This window comes from Luteimonas sp. RC10 (genome assembly GCF_014192745.1).
Classification (GTDB): domain Bacteria; phylum Pseudomonadota; class Gammaproteobacteria; order Xanthomonadales; family Xanthomonadaceae; genus Luteimonas.
The window spans coordinates 212,876-228,071 of the sequence record NZ_JACHYJ010000006.1; the positions used below are offsets into that span (position 1 = coordinate 212,876).

13 protein-coding genes are annotated in these 15,196 nt (G+C 70.6%); 2 read left to right on the plus strand and 11 right to left on the minus strand.

Features of this window, described 5'->3' with window-relative positions; genetic code table 11:
- Window positions 1-103: 103 nt before the first annotated feature.
- From FHW73_RS12215 to FHW73_RS12235, 5 genes are read right to left on the minus strand one after another with little or no spacing between them, the layout of a single operon-like run.
- The gene (locus FHW73_RS12215) at window positions 104-1,009 is read right to left on the minus strand and encodes a hydroxymethylglutaryl-CoA lyase (RefSeq protein ID WP_183426992.1); all 906 of its coding nucleotides are present in this window, start codon (window positions 1,007-1,009) and stop codon (window positions 104-106) included.
- On the minus strand, window positions 1,009-3,048 hold the full coding sequence (locus tag FHW73_RS12220) for an acetyl/propionyl/methylcrotonyl-CoA carboxylase subunit alpha (RefSeq protein WP_183426993.1): 2,040 nt from the start codon (window positions 3,046-3,048) through the stop codon (window positions 1,009-1,011). Before FHW73_RS12220 ends, FHW73_RS12215 begins: the two co-directional genes overlap by 1 nt.
- Window positions 3,045-3,833: an enoyl-CoA hydratase-related protein gene (locus FHW73_RS12225; RefSeq protein ID WP_183426994.1), complete on the minus strand. Its 789-nt coding sequence runs from the start codon at window positions 3,831-3,833 to the stop codon at window positions 3,045-3,047. Before FHW73_RS12225 ends, FHW73_RS12220 begins: the two co-directional genes overlap by 4 nt.
- Before the next feature lie 22 nt (window positions 3,834-3,855).
- Entirely contained in the window at window positions 3,856-5,463 is a 1,608-nt protein-coding gene (locus tag FHW73_RS12230) for a carboxyl transferase domain-containing protein (protein WP_183426995.1), read from the minus strand.
- A gap of 13 nt (window positions 5,464-5,476) precedes the next feature.
- A complete protein-coding gene (locus FHW73_RS12235) occupies window positions 5,477-6,640 on the minus strand; it encodes an isovaleryl-CoA dehydrogenase (protein ID WP_183426996.1) in 1,164 nt (387 codons plus the stop codon).
- 130 nt (window positions 6,641-6,770) lie between these two features.
- On the opposite strand from FHW73_RS12235, the gene FHW73_RS12240 reads away from it, so the two are divergent.
- Window positions 6,771-7,406 (plus strand): TetR/AcrR family transcriptional regulator, encoded by a 636-nt coding sequence (locus FHW73_RS12240; RefSeq protein WP_183426997.1) that lies wholly within the window; start codon window positions 6,771-6,773, stop codon window positions 7,404-7,406.
- A gap of 68 nt (window positions 7,407-7,474) precedes the next feature.
- On the opposite strand, the gene FHW73_RS12245 is transcribed toward FHW73_RS12240, so the two are convergent.
- Window positions 7,475-8,710: an MFS transporter gene (locus tag FHW73_RS12245; RefSeq protein ID WP_221187531.1), complete on the minus strand. Its 1,236-nt coding sequence runs from the start codon at window positions 8,708-8,710 to the stop codon at window positions 7,475-7,477.
- 94 nt (window positions 8,711-8,804) lie between these two features.
- Here FHW73_RS12245 and FHW73_RS12250 point away from each other — a divergent pair, with 94 nt between their 5' ends.
- Entirely contained in the window at window positions 8,805-9,251 is a 447-nt protein-coding gene (locus FHW73_RS12250; RefSeq protein ID WP_183426999.1) for a helix-turn-helix domain-containing protein, read from the plus strand.
- 40 nt (window positions 9,252-9,291) lie between these two features.
- On the opposite strand, the gene FHW73_RS12255 is transcribed toward FHW73_RS12250, so the two are convergent.
- The 5 genes from FHW73_RS12255 to FHW73_RS12275 form a co-directional block, all read right to left on the minus strand.
- Window positions 9,292-10,704, minus strand: coding sequence for an efflux transporter outer membrane subunit (locus FHW73_RS12255; RefSeq protein WP_221187532.1), 1,413 nt, complete (start codon window positions 10,702-10,704; stop codon window positions 9,292-9,294).
- 56 nt (window positions 10,705-10,760) lie between these two features.
- Window positions 10,761-11,690 carry an HlyD family secretion protein gene (locus tag FHW73_RS12260; protein ID WP_183427001.1) on the minus strand — a complete coding sequence of 310 codons (930 nt, stop codon included), beginning with the start codon at window positions 11,688-11,690 and terminating at the stop codon, window positions 10,761-10,763.
- Window positions 11,683-11,877, minus strand: a complete 195-nt coding sequence (locus FHW73_RS12265; protein ID WP_183427002.1) for a DUF1656 domain-containing protein — start codon at window positions 11,875-11,877, stop codon at window positions 11,683-11,685. Before FHW73_RS12265 ends, FHW73_RS12260 begins: the two co-directional genes overlap by 8 nt.
- Window positions 11,867-14,005 (minus strand): FUSC family protein, encoded by a 2,139-nt coding sequence (locus FHW73_RS12270; protein ID WP_221187533.1) that lies wholly within the window; start codon window positions 14,003-14,005, stop codon window positions 11,867-11,869. Before FHW73_RS12270 ends, FHW73_RS12265 begins: the two co-directional genes overlap by 11 nt.
- A 115-nt stretch (window positions 14,006-14,120) precedes the next feature.
- Window positions 14,121-15,053: a LysR family transcriptional regulator gene (locus tag FHW73_RS12275; protein ID WP_183427003.1), complete on the minus strand. Its 933-nt coding sequence runs from the start codon at window positions 15,051-15,053 to the stop codon at window positions 14,121-14,123.
- Window positions 15,054-15,196 lie beyond the last annotated feature (143 nt).

The following is a 15,196-nucleotide window of genomic DNA, read 5'->3' on the forward strand; positions in this document are numbered from 1 at the left end:
GATTTTCCGATCAGGCGAATCCAATGTGCCCGATCGGCGAACGCGCGCGCCGCCGGCGCTGCGCATCGCCGCAGCCCCGCTCACAATGCGCCACGCGGATCGCTCAGTCGGCGGCGCCGTTGGCCAGTGCCACCGCTGCCAGCTTGCTCGCGGGCCGCCGTCCCAGCGCCTCGCCGATCCACAGCGCGGTGCGGGTCACCGCGTCGCGATCGACCCCGGTCTCCAGCCCCAGCCCCTCGAGCATGTACAGCAGGTCCTCGGTCGCCAGATTGCCGCTGGCGCCCTTCGCGTACGGACAGCCCCCCAGGCCACCGACCGCGCTGTCGACCACGCGCACGCCCGCTTCCAGACACGTCAGCACATTCGCCAGCGCCTGTCCGTAGGTGTCGTGGAAGTGCACCGCCAGCTGCGGCATCGGCACGACTTGCGCGCAGGCCAGCAGCATCTCGCGGGCCTTGGCCGGCGTGCCGACACCGATGGTGTCGCCAAGCGAGATCTCGTCGCAGCCCATCGCGTGCAAGGCACCGGCCACACGCACCACGTCGCGCACCGGCACCGCCCCCTGATAGGGACAGCCGAGGACCGTCGACACGTAGCCGCGCACTGACACCCCGGCCGCACGTGCCTGTTCGACCACCGGCTCAAGGCGCGCCAGCGAGCCGTCGACATCGATGTTGGTGTTCTTCAGATTGAACGCGTCCGACGCCGCGGTGAACACCGCGATATGGCGCTCGCCCATCGCCATCGCACGCGCCAGGCCCTTGTCGTTGGGCACCAGCACCGGATAGGCGACGCCCTCGCGGCGGGTGATGCCGGCCAGCACGTCCTCGGCATCGGCCAATTGCGGCACCCATTTCGGGCTGACGAAGCTGGTCGCCTCGACGACCGGAAAGCCGCAGGCCGACAGCCGGTCGATCAACGCGATCTTGGTCGCCGTCGGCACCTGCGCTTTTTCGTTCTGCAGCCCATCGCGCGGGCCTACCTCGACGACACGGACCACATCGCGCATCACGGCTTCTCTTCGTCAGCGGTCACGAAATCTACCAGCACCGCGCCATCGGCGACCAGATCGCCGGGCTTGGCCAGGAACGCCTCGACCACGCCGTCGTGGGGCGCCTGCAGCGTGTGCTCCATCTTCATCGCTTCCATCACCAGCAGCGGCGTGCCCTTGGCGATCGGCGTGCCGAGCGGTGCCAGCAGTTCGACGATGCGCCCGGGCATCGGCGCAACCACCGCGCCGGCGTGCGCTTCGGCGCCGGCGTGGCGATGCAGCGGATCGACGTGCTCGAACACGAACCGGTCCGCGCCGCGGTACAGCACGACCTGCGCACCGACCATGTGGACGTCCACGCTGCTGCGCACGCCGTCGAGTGAGACCGTCAGTGTCGGCGCCGTCCAGTCGACGCTCGCCGTCTGCGTCGAGGCGCCGTCGAAACCGATCGCGACCTGGTCGCCCTGCGGCTGCAGCGCGAGCCGGCGGGTCTCGCCGCCCGCCGACAGCTCGATCCACTGCGGCGCAGCCGCGCCGAGCCGCCAGCCATCCTGCGCCCAAGGCGACGCCTCCGTCGCCGACGACGCCGCGCGGCGCTGCGTCCAGACGCCGAGCGCGGCCAGCAGCCACGCCGTGTCGTCGGCCTCGGGCAATGGCGCCAGCAGGTGGTCGATCTCGCGCGCGACCAGGCCGGTTTCCAGGCGCGCGGCGGAGAAATCCGCTTGCCGCGCCAGCCGCCCGAGAAACACCGCATTGGTGGTCACGCCGACCACGCGTACCGCGTCGATCGCCTGACGCAGGCGCTGCAGCGCCCGCGGCCGGTCCTCGTCCCAGACGATCAGCTTGGCGATCATCGGGTCGTACCAGGGACTGATCGCGTCGCCCTGCTCCACCCCGGTATCGATGCGTACGTGGGCGCTGGTTTCTGGGAACTGCATGACCTGCAAGGTGCCGGTCGAAGGCAGGAAGCCCTTGAGCGCGTCTTCGGCATACAGCCGTGCCTCGATCGCATGGCCGCGATGGCGGATCTGGTCCTGGCGCAGCGGCAGCGGCTGGCCGGCGGCCACCCGCAGCTGCCATTCGACCAGATCGATGCCGGTGACCAATTCGGTGACCGGGTGCTCGACCTGCAGGCGGGTGTTCATTTCCATGAAATGGAACTCGCCAGCGCCGTCGCCCGACCCGCGGCTCTCGCCGACGATGAACTCGATCGTGCCGGCACCGACGTAGTCGACCGCACGCGCGGCGGCGATCGCAGCCTGCGCCATCGCCTCGCGCTGTGCATCGCCCAGCGCCGGTGCGGGCGCTTCCTCCAACACCTTCTGGTGACGGCGTTGCACCGAGCAGTCGCGTTCGAACAGATGCACGACGTTGCCGTGGCGGTCGCCGAACACCTGGATCTCCACGTGCCGCGGCCGCACGATGTAGCGCTCGATCAGCACCCGCGCATCGCCGAATGCACTCTCGGCCTCGCGCTGGCACGACTGCAACGCCGCGGCGAAGTCCTCGGGCTTGTCGACCAGGCGCATGCCCTTGCCGCCACCGCCGGCGCTGGCCTTGATCAGCACCGGATAGCCGATGCCGTCTGCCTCGCGCTGCAGCAGCGCCGGGTCCTGATCGGCGCCGTGATAGCCCGGCGTCACCGGCACGCCGGCCGCCTGCATCAGCGCCTTGGCCTCGCGCTTGTCGCCCATCGCCTGGATCGAGGCCGGACTGGGGCCGATGAACACCACGCCGGCATCGGCGCAGGCCTGGGCGAACGCGGCGTTCTCGGACAGGAAGCCGTAGCCGGGATGGATCGCCTGGGCGCCAGTACGGCGCGCGGCATCCAGCAAGCGGTCGCTGCGCAGGTAGCTCTCGCGCGCGGCGGCCGGCCCGATGTGCACCGCCTGGTCGGCCAGGCGCACATGACGCGCAGTGCGGTCGGCATCCGAGTACACCGCGACGGTGCGAATGCCCAGGCGGCGACAGGTGGCGATGATCCGGCAGGCGATCTCGCCGCGGTTGGCGATCAGCACCTTGTCGAACAGCGCCGCTTCGGAAGTTCCAGTGCTCATCGAGCGTCCTTTGCGCGGCGTGCGGACAGGAAGGCGTCCAGACGGCTGCGCGCTTCGTCGGTGGCGCGGATGTCGGCGATCCGCAGTGCAGTGTCGGCGATCAGCGCATCGCCGATGGTCTGGCCATCGAGATCACGGATCAGCCGCTTGGATTCGGCTTGCGCATTCGGGCCGCCCTGGGCCAGCGCCTGCACCAGCGTCTCGACGGCGACATCGAGCGCGTCGTCGGCGACGACTTCGTGCACCAGCCCGATGTCGCGGGCCTTGGCCGGCTGGATCAGTTCGGCGGTCAGGAAGTAGCGCGCCGCCTGCCGCGGGCCGATCGCGCGCAGCACGTACGGCCCGATCGTGGCCGGGATCAGGCCGAACTTGACCTCGGAGGTCGCGAACACCGCCTTGTCGCTGGCGACCGCGATGTCGCAGGCCGCGACCAGCCCGAGCCCGCCGCCGATCGCCGCCCCGTGCACCCGGGCGATGGTCGGCTTCGGCAGTTCGGCCAGGCGCCGCAGCATGCGCGCCAATGCCTCGGCCTCGTCGCGATTGCGCGCGACATCGTAGTCGGCGGCGCGGCGCATCCAGTCGAGGTCGGCACCGGCCGAGAAACTGCGGCCGCGGCCGGCCAGCACGACGACACGCACCTCGTCGTCGGCGCCCAGCGCCTGTAGGCCGCGGTCGATCGCCTCGATCAGGTGCTCGTCGAAGGCGTTGTGACGCTCGGGGCGATCCATCCACAGGGTCGCCACAGCGCCCTGACGCACGATCGCGATGTTCGGTGTGTCGGTCATTGCGTGTCCTCGTCGCGCCCGGTCACATCCGGAAGATGCCGAACGTGGTGGCTTCGTTCGCTGCGTTCATGGCCGCCGACAGCGCCAGCGCGAGCGCGCGGCGGGTCTTGGCCGGATCGATGATGCCGTCGTCCCACAGCCGGGCGCTGGCGTAGTACGGATGGCCCTGTTGCTCGAACTGAGCGCGGATCGGCGCCTTGAACGCCTCTTCGTCCTCGGCCGACCAGTTGCCGCCCTTGGCCTCGATGCCGTCACGGCGCACGGTCGCCAGCACGCCGGCGGCCTGTTCGCCGCCCATCACGCCGATCCGCGCGTTGGGCCACATCCACAGAAAGCGCGGCGAATACGCGCGCCCGCTCATGCCGTAGTTGCCGGCGCCGAAGCTGCCGCCGATCACCACGGTGAACTTGGGCACCTTTGCGCACGCGACCGCGGTCACCAGCTTGGCGCCGTCGCGGGCGATGCCGCCGTTCTCGTACTTCTTGCCGACCATGAAGCCGGTGATGTTCTGCAAGAACAGCAGCGGGATGCCGCGCTTGGCGCACAGCTCGACGAAGTGCGCGCCCTTGAGCGCGCTCTCGGAGAACAGGATGCCGTTGTTGGCGACGATGCCGATGGGATACCCGTGCAGGTGCGCAAAGCCGGTCACAAGCGTGGTGCCGTAGCGCGCCTTGAACTCGTCGAAGCGCGAGCCGTCGACCAACCGCGCGATCACCTCGCGCACGTCGTAGGGCTTACGCGTATCGGCCGGGATGACGCCGTAGAGTTCCTCGGCCGGATACAGCGGGTCTTCCGGCGGCTGCATCGCCAGCTCGCCGCGCTTGCACCAGTTGAGCGAAGCGACGATGTCGCGCACGCGCGCCAGCGCATCGAGATCGTCTTCGGCGAAATGGTCGGCCACGCCGGACACGCGCGTGTGCACGTCGGCGCCGCCCAGCGACTCGGCGTCCACTTCCTCGCCGGTCGCCGCCTTCACCAGCGGCGGACCGCCGAGGAAGATCGTGCCCTGTTCCTTGACGATCACCGTCTCGTCGCTCATCGCCGGCACGTAGGCACCGCCGGCGGTGCACGAGCCCATGACGCAGGCGATCTGCGGGATGCCCTCGGCCGACAGATTGGCCTGGTTGTAGAAGATCCGGCCGAAGTGATCGCGGTCGGGAAACACCTCGTCCTGCATCGGCAGGAACGCGCCACCCGAATCGACCAGATAGATGCACGGCAGTCGGTTCTGCTGCGCGATCTCCTGCGCCCGCAGGTGCTTCTTCACCGTGATCGGGTAATACGTGCCGCCCTTCACCGTCGCATCGTTGGCGACGATCATGCATTCCACGCCGCTGACCAAGCCGATGCCGGCGACCACGCCGGCGCACGGTACGTCGTCGCCGTACATGCCCAGCGCCGCCAGCGGCGCGACTTCCAGGAATGCGGCGCCCGGATCGATCAGCGCATCGATGCGCTCGCGCACCAGCAGCTTGCCGCGCTTGCGATGCTTCTCGCGCGCCGCCTCGCTGCCGCCCTGGGCGATGCGCGCCTGGGTCGCGCGCAGATCGTCGAGCGCCGCCTGCATCGCGGCGGCATTGGTCTGGAAATTCTCGCCGGCCGGATCGATCCGGCTCTGCAGGACAGCCATCGACGCGCTCCTCTTAACAGGTCTGGCGGAACAGTTCGCGGCCGATCAGCATGCGCCGGATCTCCGAGGTGCCGGCGCCGATCTCGTAGAGCTTGGCGTCGCGCCACAGCCGGCCGACCGGGTACTCGTTGATGTAGCCATTGCCGCCCAGCACTTGGATCGCCTGACCGGCGAGCCAGGTCGCCTTCTCGGCCGCGTACAGGATCACGCCCGCCGCGTCCTGGCGGGTGATGCGCCCGGCGTCGGCGGCCTTGGCCACCGCATAGACGTAGGCGCGGCAGGCATTGAAGGCCACGTACATGTCGGCGATCTTGCCCTGCATCAGCTGGAAGTTGCCGATCGGCTCGCCGAACTGGTGGCGCTCGTGCACATAGGGCAGCACGACATCCAGGCTGGCGGCCATCAGCCCAAGTGGACCGCCCGATAGCACCAAGCGTTCGTAGTCCAGGCCCGACATCAGCACCTTGGCGCCGCCGCCGACCTCGCCGAGCACATTCTCGACCGGCACCTCGCAGTCCTCGAACACCAGCTCGCAGGTGTCGGAGGCGCGCATGCCGAGCTTGTCGAGCTTCTGCGCGGTCGAAAAGCCCTTGAAGCCCTTCTCGACGATGAAGGCGGTGATGCCCTTGGGGCCGGCCTCCGGATCGGTCTTGGCATAGACCACCAGCACGTCGGCGGTGGGCCCGTTGGTGATCCACATCTTGTTGCCATTGAGCACGTAGCGGTCGCCGCGCAGCTCGGCGCGCAGCTTCATCGCGACCACGTCCGAGCCCGCGCCCGGCTCGCTCATCGCCAGCGCGCCGACATGCTCGCCGCTGCACAGCTTCGGCAGGTACTGGTGCTTCTGCGCCTCGCTGGCGTTCTTGCGCAGCTGGTTGAGGCACAGGTTGGAATGCGCGCCGTACGACAGGCCGATGCCGCCCGAGGCCCGCGAGATCTCCTCCATCGCGACCACATGCGCCAGATACCCCAGGCCGGTGCCGCCGTAGGTCTCCTCGACGGTGATGCCCAGCAGCCCCTGCGCACCGAGCTTGCGCCACAGCGCGTGGGGGAACTGGTTGGTCTCGTCGGCGTGCGCGGCGAGCGGCGCGATCTCCTGCGCGGCGAAGTCCTGGACGGACTCGCGGATCATCTCGATCTCTTCGCCGAGTTGGAAATCGATGGACGGAATACGCATGCTGGACTCCAAGGTTCCCCGGGGCGTGGACCGTGCGGCAAGGCGCCGCAGGTCGGGTTCGGACGCACAGCCTAGCGGGTTCCGAAGAAGAATTGAACTAAGATTCACAAATTGAACCGAGGATCACAATTTGAGCTACCGGCGCTCCGACCTGATGGAAGAACGGATGGCCCGCAACCGCGCGCGGATCGTCCAGGCTGCGCGCACCCTGGTATCGGTCGGCGGCTTCCGCGAGGCGCAGATCGCCGCGGTCGCGGCCGAGGCTGGGGTCTCGACCGGGCTGATCTACCGCTACTTCCCGTCCAAGGCCGAGCTGTTCGTGGAGGTGCTGACCGCCGCGATCGATGCCGAGATCGTGATCCTGCGCGCGGCCGCCGACGCGCACGCCGATGCCCGCGACCAGTTGGGCGCCGCGATCGAGGCCTTCGTGCGCCGCGCCCTCGCCGGCCCGGCCCTGGCCTATGCCTTCATCGCCGAGCCGGTCGACCCGGAAGTCGACGCCGAGCGCATCCGCGGCCGCCGGCGCTTCGGCGACGTGTTCCGCGACATCCTGCGGGCCGGCATCGAGCGCCGCGAGTTTCCGACGCAAGACGCCGACGTCACCGCCGCCTGCATCGTCGGCGCGTTCACCGAGGCGCTGGTCGGACCGGTCGCGCCGATCCTGCGCGAAAAGACCGCCGGCCCCGCGCAACTGGTCGCCTCGATCCGCCAGGTGTGCCTGCGCGCGGCCGGGGTCTGCGACCCGGCGCCGTCGCCGCGCGCCTGAGCGCAGGGCGCCAGGCCAACGGCGCGCCAAGCCGAGCAATCGGCCCCTCCCCGGCCAGCCTCCGGGCCTCAGCGTGACGTGTCCGCCAAGCGCAGCGTCAGCGCCCAGACCAGCAATGCCAGCGCGCTGACCGCCGCGCCCAGCCCGCAGACGCCGCTCCAGCCGGCACGCGCATAGGTCAGCGTCGTGGCGATCGCGCCCAGCCCGCTGCCGACCGCGTAGAACAGCATGTACAGCCCGACCAGCCTGCTGTGCGCCTCGGGGCGGCTGCGGAAGATCAGGCTCTGATTGGTCACGTGCAAGGCCTGGCCGCCCAGATCCAGCAGCACGATGCCGAGCACCAGCGCCCACAGCGCCCCGTCCATCGCCGACAGCGGCCACCAGGCCAGCACCAGCAGCGCCAGCGCCGCCGCACTGGTGCGCTGGGCATGGCCGCGGTCCGCCCAGCGCCCGGCGCGCGCGGCCGCGAGCGCACCGATCGCGCCGACCAGGCCGAAGGCGCCGATCGCGGTGTGCGAGAACCCGTAGGGCGGCGCGCGCAGCGGCAGTACCAGCGCGCTCCAGAAGATGTTCAAGGCCGCGAACATCAGCAATGCCAGTGTGCCGCGCACGTGCAGTGTGCGGTCCTGCCGCAGCAGCGTCAGCATCGATGCCAGCAGCCGCGGATAGGACGGCGCCGCGACAACCGGCGGCAACACGGGCAAGCGGCGCCACAGCGGCAGCGCGATCGCCAACATCGCCAGCGCTGCGCAGACGTAGACGCCGCGCCACCCTGCGAGATCGCTGATCCCGCCGGCGAACACCCGCGCCAGCAACAGGCCGATGAAGACGCCGCCCTGCGCCGTACCCACGACGTGCCCGCGCTCGCGCGGCGCCGCGGCGCTGGCCGCGTACGCGATCAGGCCCTGGGTCATCGCGGTGCCGAGCAGCCCGACCGCCGCCATGCCGGCCAGCAGTACCGGCGCGCTGCGCGCCATCGCCACCGTCAGCAGCGCCCCGACCAGCGCCAGCACCTGCACGGCCATCAACCGGCGCCGGTCCAGCGCATCGCCCAGCGGTACCAGCAGCAACAGTGCCAGCGCGCAGCCGACCTGGGTCGCGGTGACCACGCCGCCCACCGCCGCGGGATCGATCGCGAAGTCCTGCGCCAGCGCATTGAGCAGCGGCTGCGCGTAATAGACATTGGCCACGCTCAGGCCGCTGGCCAAGGCGAACAACAGCACCAGCCCGCGCGGCATGGCGGCGGCGTGGGCAGGCGCCGGGTCGCACGTGGCCGGCGCTGGCGAAACAGAAGGCGTGGACATGGGCCGCTCGCTGCGAATGTAGTTTCGATTTGAAACCGATCGCATGCTGCGGCATGAAGTTTTAAAGTGCAACCACTGCCCACCAGGAGCGTCAATGTCCCTTCGCCCCGCAGACGCCGCCGTGCCCTGCCCGGTCGCCCGCGCGGTCGATGTCGTCGGCGACCGCTGGTCGTTGCTGATCGTGCGCGACGCCTTTGACGGCAGTCGCCGCTTCGGCGACTTCCAGCGCGGCTTGGGCATGGCCCGCAACATCCTGTCCGACCGCCTGCGCCGCCTGGTCGAGGCCGGCATCCTCGCCACCCAGGATGCCTCCGACGGCAGCGCCTACCGCGAGTACGTGCTCACGCCGCAGGGCGAGCGCCTGTTCCCGGTGGTGGTCGCGCTGCGCCAATGGGCCGAGCAGGCCTTGTTCGCCCCCGGCGAGCCGCACTCGGTGTTGCTCGACAAGCGCAGCGGCCGGCCGGTCGCGCCGATGCAGCCGCAGGCCGAGGACGGCAGCCCGCTGCGGCCCGCGGCCACCGAAGTCCGCAAGGTCCGCTGATCGGCTGCCGCGGAGCGCGCGTGACGCACGGCGACGCCGCTCATCGCGTGGACGCGCTCCCTTCCGCCGTGCCCGTCCCGGTTGCCGGCGTCTCGGCAACCGCAACCTGCGCCCCCAACGCCGTCTGCAGCGCGACGAGCGCGCGCAGTTCCGCCAGTTGCCCCAGCACCTGGTCGTCGCGCGTCTGGTGCACCGTGCGCTGCGCGACAAGCACGGGCTGATAGGCGCGCAGGCCCTGCGCATACAACCGCATCGCATCGTCCAATGCCTGTTCGCTGTCGACCACGGCCGCCTGCAATGACGCCTGCCGCCGGCGCTCGCTGGTCCAGGCGGTCAACGCGTCTTCCACCTCGCGCAGCGCCACCCGGATGTCGCGCTCGTAGATCCGGCGCACCGCCTCGGCATTGGCCTGCGCCGCCGCTGTCGCCGCACGCGTGCGTCTGGCGTCGTAGAGGACCTGGCGCCCTTGCAGGCCGACCGACCACATCCGCGTCGCCGCCGAGAACAGGGCGCGGATCGTGTCGGCCGTGGTGCCGATGCCCAGCGGAATGCGAAACGCGGGCAAGCCCTGCGCCTGCGCCACGCCGATCTGCGCGGTGGCGGCCGCCAGGCGCCGTTCGTCCGCGCGCAGGTCCGGACGCTGGCCGATCACCTCCGAGGGCAGTGAGCGCGGCCAGTGCGCGGGGCTGGGCAACATCGGCGCAGGTCCGTGCAGCGCGGCCTGCCAGTCGCCCGGAAAGCCACCGGTCAGGACGCCCAGCGCATGGCTGAGGCGCGCGATGTCGGCCTCCAGCACCGGCAGCCGCGCCTGCGCCGTGGCACGTTCGGCGCGGGCCAGCGCCACGTCGGCCAAGGTGCCCAGGCCGCTGCGGTGCGCCTGCTCGGCCAGCCGCTCGATGTCGATCAGCGTGGCGACCTCATCGCGCGCGATCGACAGCCGGTGTTGGGTGGCACGCAATCCCGCGTAATCGGCCACCAGCTCGGCCACCAGGCCCGCCTGCAGCGCGTCGCGATCCTCCGCCAGCGCCTGGATGCCGGCATCGGCGGCCTCGACCGCCCGGCGCGTGCCGCCGAACAGGTCCAGCGTCCAACTCGCGTCGATGCCCAACTGCCAGGCCTCGTCGCTGCGCCCGCCGTGGTGCGCGGCCTCAGCTGCCCCGCCGATCGAGACCTCGGGCCGCGATGCCGACGCGATCTGCGCACGCTCGGCCCGTGCCTGTCGCAGCCGCGCCAGCGCAATGTCGAGATCCTGGTTGTGCGCCAGGGCCTGGGTGACGAGGCGTTCGAGCAGCGGATCCTGGAACGTGCGCCACCACGGGCCCGGCGCATCGCGATCGTCGTCGCGCACGGTCGCGCCAGGCGCGGTCCAGTCCGCCGGCACCGCCACCGTCGGCGCGCGATAGTCAGGGCCGACCGTCGCGCAGCCCGACAGGCCGGCCAGCAGCGCAGCCATGACCCAGCCACCGCCGCGTGCTCGTCTCTGCGTGGATGACATCGCCGTCGCGCGCCTCACAGCCAGCGCTGCAGCCACGCGACCAGCCGGCCGCGCGAGGCCGGCGCCCCGTCCGCTGGCAGCACCTCGATGCTGCCGGTCATGCCGGCCGCCAGCACGACCCCGGGGGGCACCTGCTCGAACTCGACGCGCACCGGAATGCGCTGCGCCAGGCGCACCCAGCTGAAGCTGGGCGCCACGTTCGGCAGGCCCTGCGTATCGGCCTCCTGGTTGGGGTCGGCAATGCCGCGCCCGATGCTCGCCACCCGGCCCTGGAACTCGTCGTCGTAGCCCATCAACCGAATCCGCGCCGCGGCGCCCGGCCGGATGCCGCGCAGCTTGGTCTCCTCGAAGTAGCCGGTGATCCAGAAGCCGCCGGCATCGACCAGCGCGATCGTCGGTTGGCCCGCCGCAGCGTAGTCGCCGACGCTCAGCCGCAGGCGGGTGACCACGCCATCCATCGATGCGCGCAGGACCGTCCGCTCGAGATCCAGCTTCGCCCGGTCGACCGCGACCTGCGCCATCCGCAGATCGGCGCGGGCGAGCGCCAACGCCTGATGCGCGCGCTGGATGTCCTCGGCCGGCAGCAGACGCTCCATGCCCTGGCGCCGCCTCGCCTCCTCGGTCCGCTGGCGCAGCGAGACGGTCGCCGCGGTTGCCTGCGCTTCGGCCTGCGCCAGCGCCAGCGCGAACCGCGCCGGATCGATGCGGTACAGCACATCGCCCCGGGTCACGACCTGGTCGTCCACGACCGCGACCTCGGCGACCGGGCCGGACACGTCCGGCGCGATGCGCACGACCTGGGCCGCGACCCGGCCGTCTCGTGTCCACGGTGCCAGGACATAGGCACGCCACAGCGCGCCGACCAGCAGGCAGGCCGCGATGACGACACTGAGCGTGAGGGCGACGCGCAGGACGCGCGCGGCGGGATGCGAACGATCAGACATGGAGGATCAACACCGAGACAAGACAGACGGACAACGCGAATTCGAACAACCCCGGATGCCAGACCCAACGCAGCAGTCCACTGCGCACGAGCAGCAGGCGAAGCCCCAAGTAGATCGGCAAGGCGGCACAGGCGTAGATGAAGAACGGCGGCAGGTAGAGACCGCCGACAGCCACCTCATGCAACATCGCCAAGCTCCCGCTTGCGTTGCGGCACAGCACCGGCATGGCGCTCGAGCAGCGCCGCGATGTCCAGCAGTGCGCCGATCAAGCGCCGCGTTTCGACCACCGCCACCGCCGAAGTGGCGACCGTGCGCGACAGCGCCGCCGCCGCGCGGCGCGCATGCCGGGCCGCCAACATCGGCGCGTCTGCGCGTCGCCGCATGCGCGCGAGCGTCACGCTGACCACACGATGCGCGGCGACGGTGTCGGACGTGCGGCGCAGCCACTGGCGCAGGCGCAGCACTTCGCGGCCCAGGTGCAGGCTGGCCAGCGCATCGGCGACAGCCCGGTCCATCGCCTCGGGCTGCGCCCGCAGCAAGGCGCCGAGCTGGGCGATGCGATGTTGCTGGCGCCATTGCCAGGCCTTGGCATCGGCCCGTGCAACGGACAGGGTCGTGAGCGCGTCGCCTCGGATGTGCTCGCACAGGCGGCCGACATCGCGCGACGCATTGCGCGGCAGCACCGTGCGGAACCCCAACAAGGTGAAGCACACCGCCAGAATCCAGGCCACCGCGCCATTGAGAAAAAGCGCGATGTCGTCGCGCATCGGATTGTCCACCGCCGCCAGGCTGGTAAAGGCCACCAGATAGGCGACCCCGGCCAAGGCATGTCGCGGCATCGTGGTCGCGTAGATGCCGGGCCACCAGAACAGGCCCAGGACCACCAGCAGCAGCGGCAGCCCGGAGATGTGCGGCAACACGACGAAGGCGCAGACGAAGGCCATCGCCGCGGCCGCCACCGTGCCCTGCAGGAACGCGATTGCGCCGCGCGCCGGGTCGGGCGCAGTGGACAGCAGCGCACAGGCCGCCGCCAGGCCGGCCAGCATCATGTGACCGTAGGTCCAACCGGTGACGATCCAGAACGCACCGCCCAGCACGACGGTCAGCATCGCGCGCAGCCCGTTCTCGATCGCCGCCCCGATATCGCGGTGGAACGGCACCGACACCGCGCCTGCGATCGGCCGTGCGCTGTGCACATGCGCGATGCTGGCGAGCGCGTCGAGATAATCGTCGAGTTGCTCGATCAAGCGATCGCCCGCAATCGTCAGCGTTGCCTGTTCGGCCACCGGCTCGAGCGACACCGCGGCCAATGCCTCCCGCACCCGGGCCCGCAACCCGGACAGCAGCCGCGTGGCCTGCGCCAGGCCTGGCGCGCCCGGCGCCTGCGACAGGGCGTCGGTCGCCTGCCGCCAGGTCCGCTCCCAGTCAGGCTGCACCACCCGCAGCGCATCGAGCGCGGCGCCATGCCCCCCCATCGGCGGCGCACCGCCGACCAAGGCCGAGAACAACGACACCATCGCTTGTCGCACCGCACCCGCGCGACGCGCCAGGTCCGCCGACTCCGCCTTGCCCTGCGCCAGCAGGTCGTCCACGCCGTACACCTCGAGGATGAGCGCGCGCCTGCCCGGATCCAGCGGCCGGCCGCCGGGCACATTGCGCCCGTGGATCGCCTGATGCTGCGTGGCGAGCACGTCCGCGGTGGCGGCCGCCAGCCGATGCAACTGCGCGGCCAGACGGCTGTGCACGCTGCGGGCGCTGAACACCGCCGACACCGCGGCCAGGCACACCACACCGACCAGCACCGACGCGCCACGCCCGATGACCTGGTCGAACGTCAGTTCCGGATGCTGCATCGCGCCGTAGGCCGCCAAGCCCACGGTGTACCCCGCCAGCGTCGCGCCGTAGGCGCGGAAATGCCGCAACAGGGTCATGCCCACCACGCACAGCCCCAGCCACAGGCCGAAGCCGAGCAGGAACAGCCACGGCATTTGTCCGAACGCCCCCATCAGCACGAACGCGGCCAGCATGCCGGCCAACGTGCCCAGTACCCGCCAGGCGCCTTTTCCGATCACTGCACCCTGCACCGGGTGGATCACCAACAGCACGCTGGACGCAGCCGCGTACGGCGCGTGCAGGTCGAGCCAGTAGGCGACCACCAGCGCCAGCCCCGCGGCCAGCAGCGAGCGCATCACATAGGTCGCACGCGGCGTGGTGAGGTCGAGCGCCGACAGCCCGCTGGCCAGCGCATCCCGGAGCCGGACCAGCCGGGTTGGCGGCACGCCTGGCGATGTTTCGGCAGTGGGGGTGGCATGCACGTTGGGCGCTTCACAGTGACCGACCGGCAGACACTGTAGAAACGCGCCACCATTTCCAAAAGTGAAATGATTGCAATCGAAGGATTGCGCCAAACGCACGCATCAAGCGACTGCGCTAGGGCGTCGTCACCTGGTCCGCCTGCGCCGTGTCGTCGTTGCACAGCGCATGGATCGTCTGCCGCAGCCAGCGATGGGCCGGGTCGCCGTCCAGGCGCGGGTGCCAAGCCTGGGTCAGCAGTACGGTCTCCATCGGCGCCGGCAGTTCGAACACACGCAGGCGCAGGCCCGCCGCCTGCGCGGTGCGAGCGAGGTGCCGCGGCAACGACAGCAGCAGGTCCGAGTCCTGCAGCGCGAACAGCGCCGTGTACGGGTTGGGCACCACCAGCGCGACATGACGGCGCAGGCCCTGCGCCTGCAGCGCGTCATCGACCGGGCCACTGTCCTTGCCGCGTCGCGAGACATGGATGTGTTCCCAGCGGGCGAACCGGGCGGCGGTGATCTCCGCATCGAAAATCGGATGCCCCGCGCGCGCCACGCCGACGAAGGTCGTGGTGAACAGCGATTGCACGCGGATCTCCGCGCTCAGCGTGCGCGAGGCACTGATGAACAGATCGATGCGGCCGCTGCGCAGTGCCTCTTCATCGATATCGTCGCCTTCCGGCGAGAACCGCAGCATCGCCCGCGGCATCTCCTTGGCCATCGCGTCGAGCAGCCGGCCCAGATGGATACTGACGAACTCGTCGGTCGCGCGGACATTGAACCGTCGGTCCAGCGACGCCAGGTCGACCGTCGCACCCGACGCGAAGACCTGCGCGGCATGATCGAGCGCGATGCGCACCTGCTCGCGCATCGCCATCGCCTTGGGCGTGGGCACGAGCTTGCGCCCGACCTGGACGAACACCGGATCGCCGAGCGCATCGCGGATCCGGCTCAGCGTCCGGCTCATTGCCGGTGGGCTCAGATGCATGCGCCGCGCCGCACCGACCACGCTGCCCTCTTCCAGCAGGGCATCCAGGGCCAGCAGCAGATTGAGATCGGGGCGCGCCATGGACGTTCGATGCGTGAGTCAGGCGCAATCATAGGCCAGAGACGATGCCGGTGAAGGCAGCCGTGAGGCGTCATTTCTGGGCGCCCTGGAAATTCGCCCTATCCCACCACCACCCCCGACCGCGGCCGGTACGCGAGGTCCAC

Excerpts from the sequence above, each read along its gene's own strand:
- FHW73_RS12235 (WP_183426996.1), bottom strand. The coding sequence starts at position 6,640 with ATGCGTATTCCGTCCATCGATTTCCAACTCGGCGAAGAGATCGAGATG.
- FHW73_RS12260 (WP_183427001.1), bottom strand. The coding sequence starts at position 11,690 with ATGTCTGATCGTTCGCATCCCGCCGCGCGCGTCCTGCGCGTCGCCCTC.
- FHW73_RS12265 (WP_183427002.1), bottom strand. The coding sequence starts at position 11,877 with ATGTTGCATGAGGTGGCTGTCGGCGGTCTCTACCTGCCGCCGTTCTTC.
- FHW73_RS12275 (WP_183427003.1), bottom strand. The coding sequence starts at position 15,053 with ATGGCGCGCCCCGATCTCAATCTGCTGCTGGCCCTGGATGCCCTGCTG.
- FHW73_RS12230 (WP_183426995.1), bottom strand. The coding sequence starts at position 5,463 with ATGGCTGTCCTGCAGAGCCGGATCGATCCGGCCGGCGAGAATTTCCAG.
- FHW73_RS12250 (WP_183426999.1), top strand. The coding sequence starts at position 8,805 with ATGTCCCTTCGCCCCGCAGACGCCGCCGTGCCCTGCCCGGTCGCCCGC.
- FHW73_RS12245 (WP_221187531.1), bottom strand. The coding sequence starts at position 8,710 with ATGTCCACGCCTTCTGTTTCGCCAGCGCCGGCCACGTGCGACCCGGCG.
- FHW73_RS12220 (WP_183426993.1), bottom strand. The coding sequence starts at position 3,048 with ATGAGCACTGGAACTTCCGAAGCGGCGCTGTTCGACAAGGTGCTGATC.
- FHW73_RS12225 (WP_183426994.1), bottom strand. The coding sequence starts at position 3,833 with ATGACCGACACACCGAACATCGCGATCGTGCGTCAGGGCGCTGTGGCG.
- FHW73_RS12215 (WP_183426992.1), bottom strand. The coding sequence starts at position 1,009 with ATGCGCGATGTGGTCCGTGTCGTCGAGGTAGGCCCGCGCGATGGGCTG.
- FHW73_RS12255 (WP_221187532.1), bottom strand. The coding sequence starts at position 10,704 with ATGGCTGCGCTGCTGGCCGGCCTGTCGGGCTGCGCGACGGTCGGCCCT.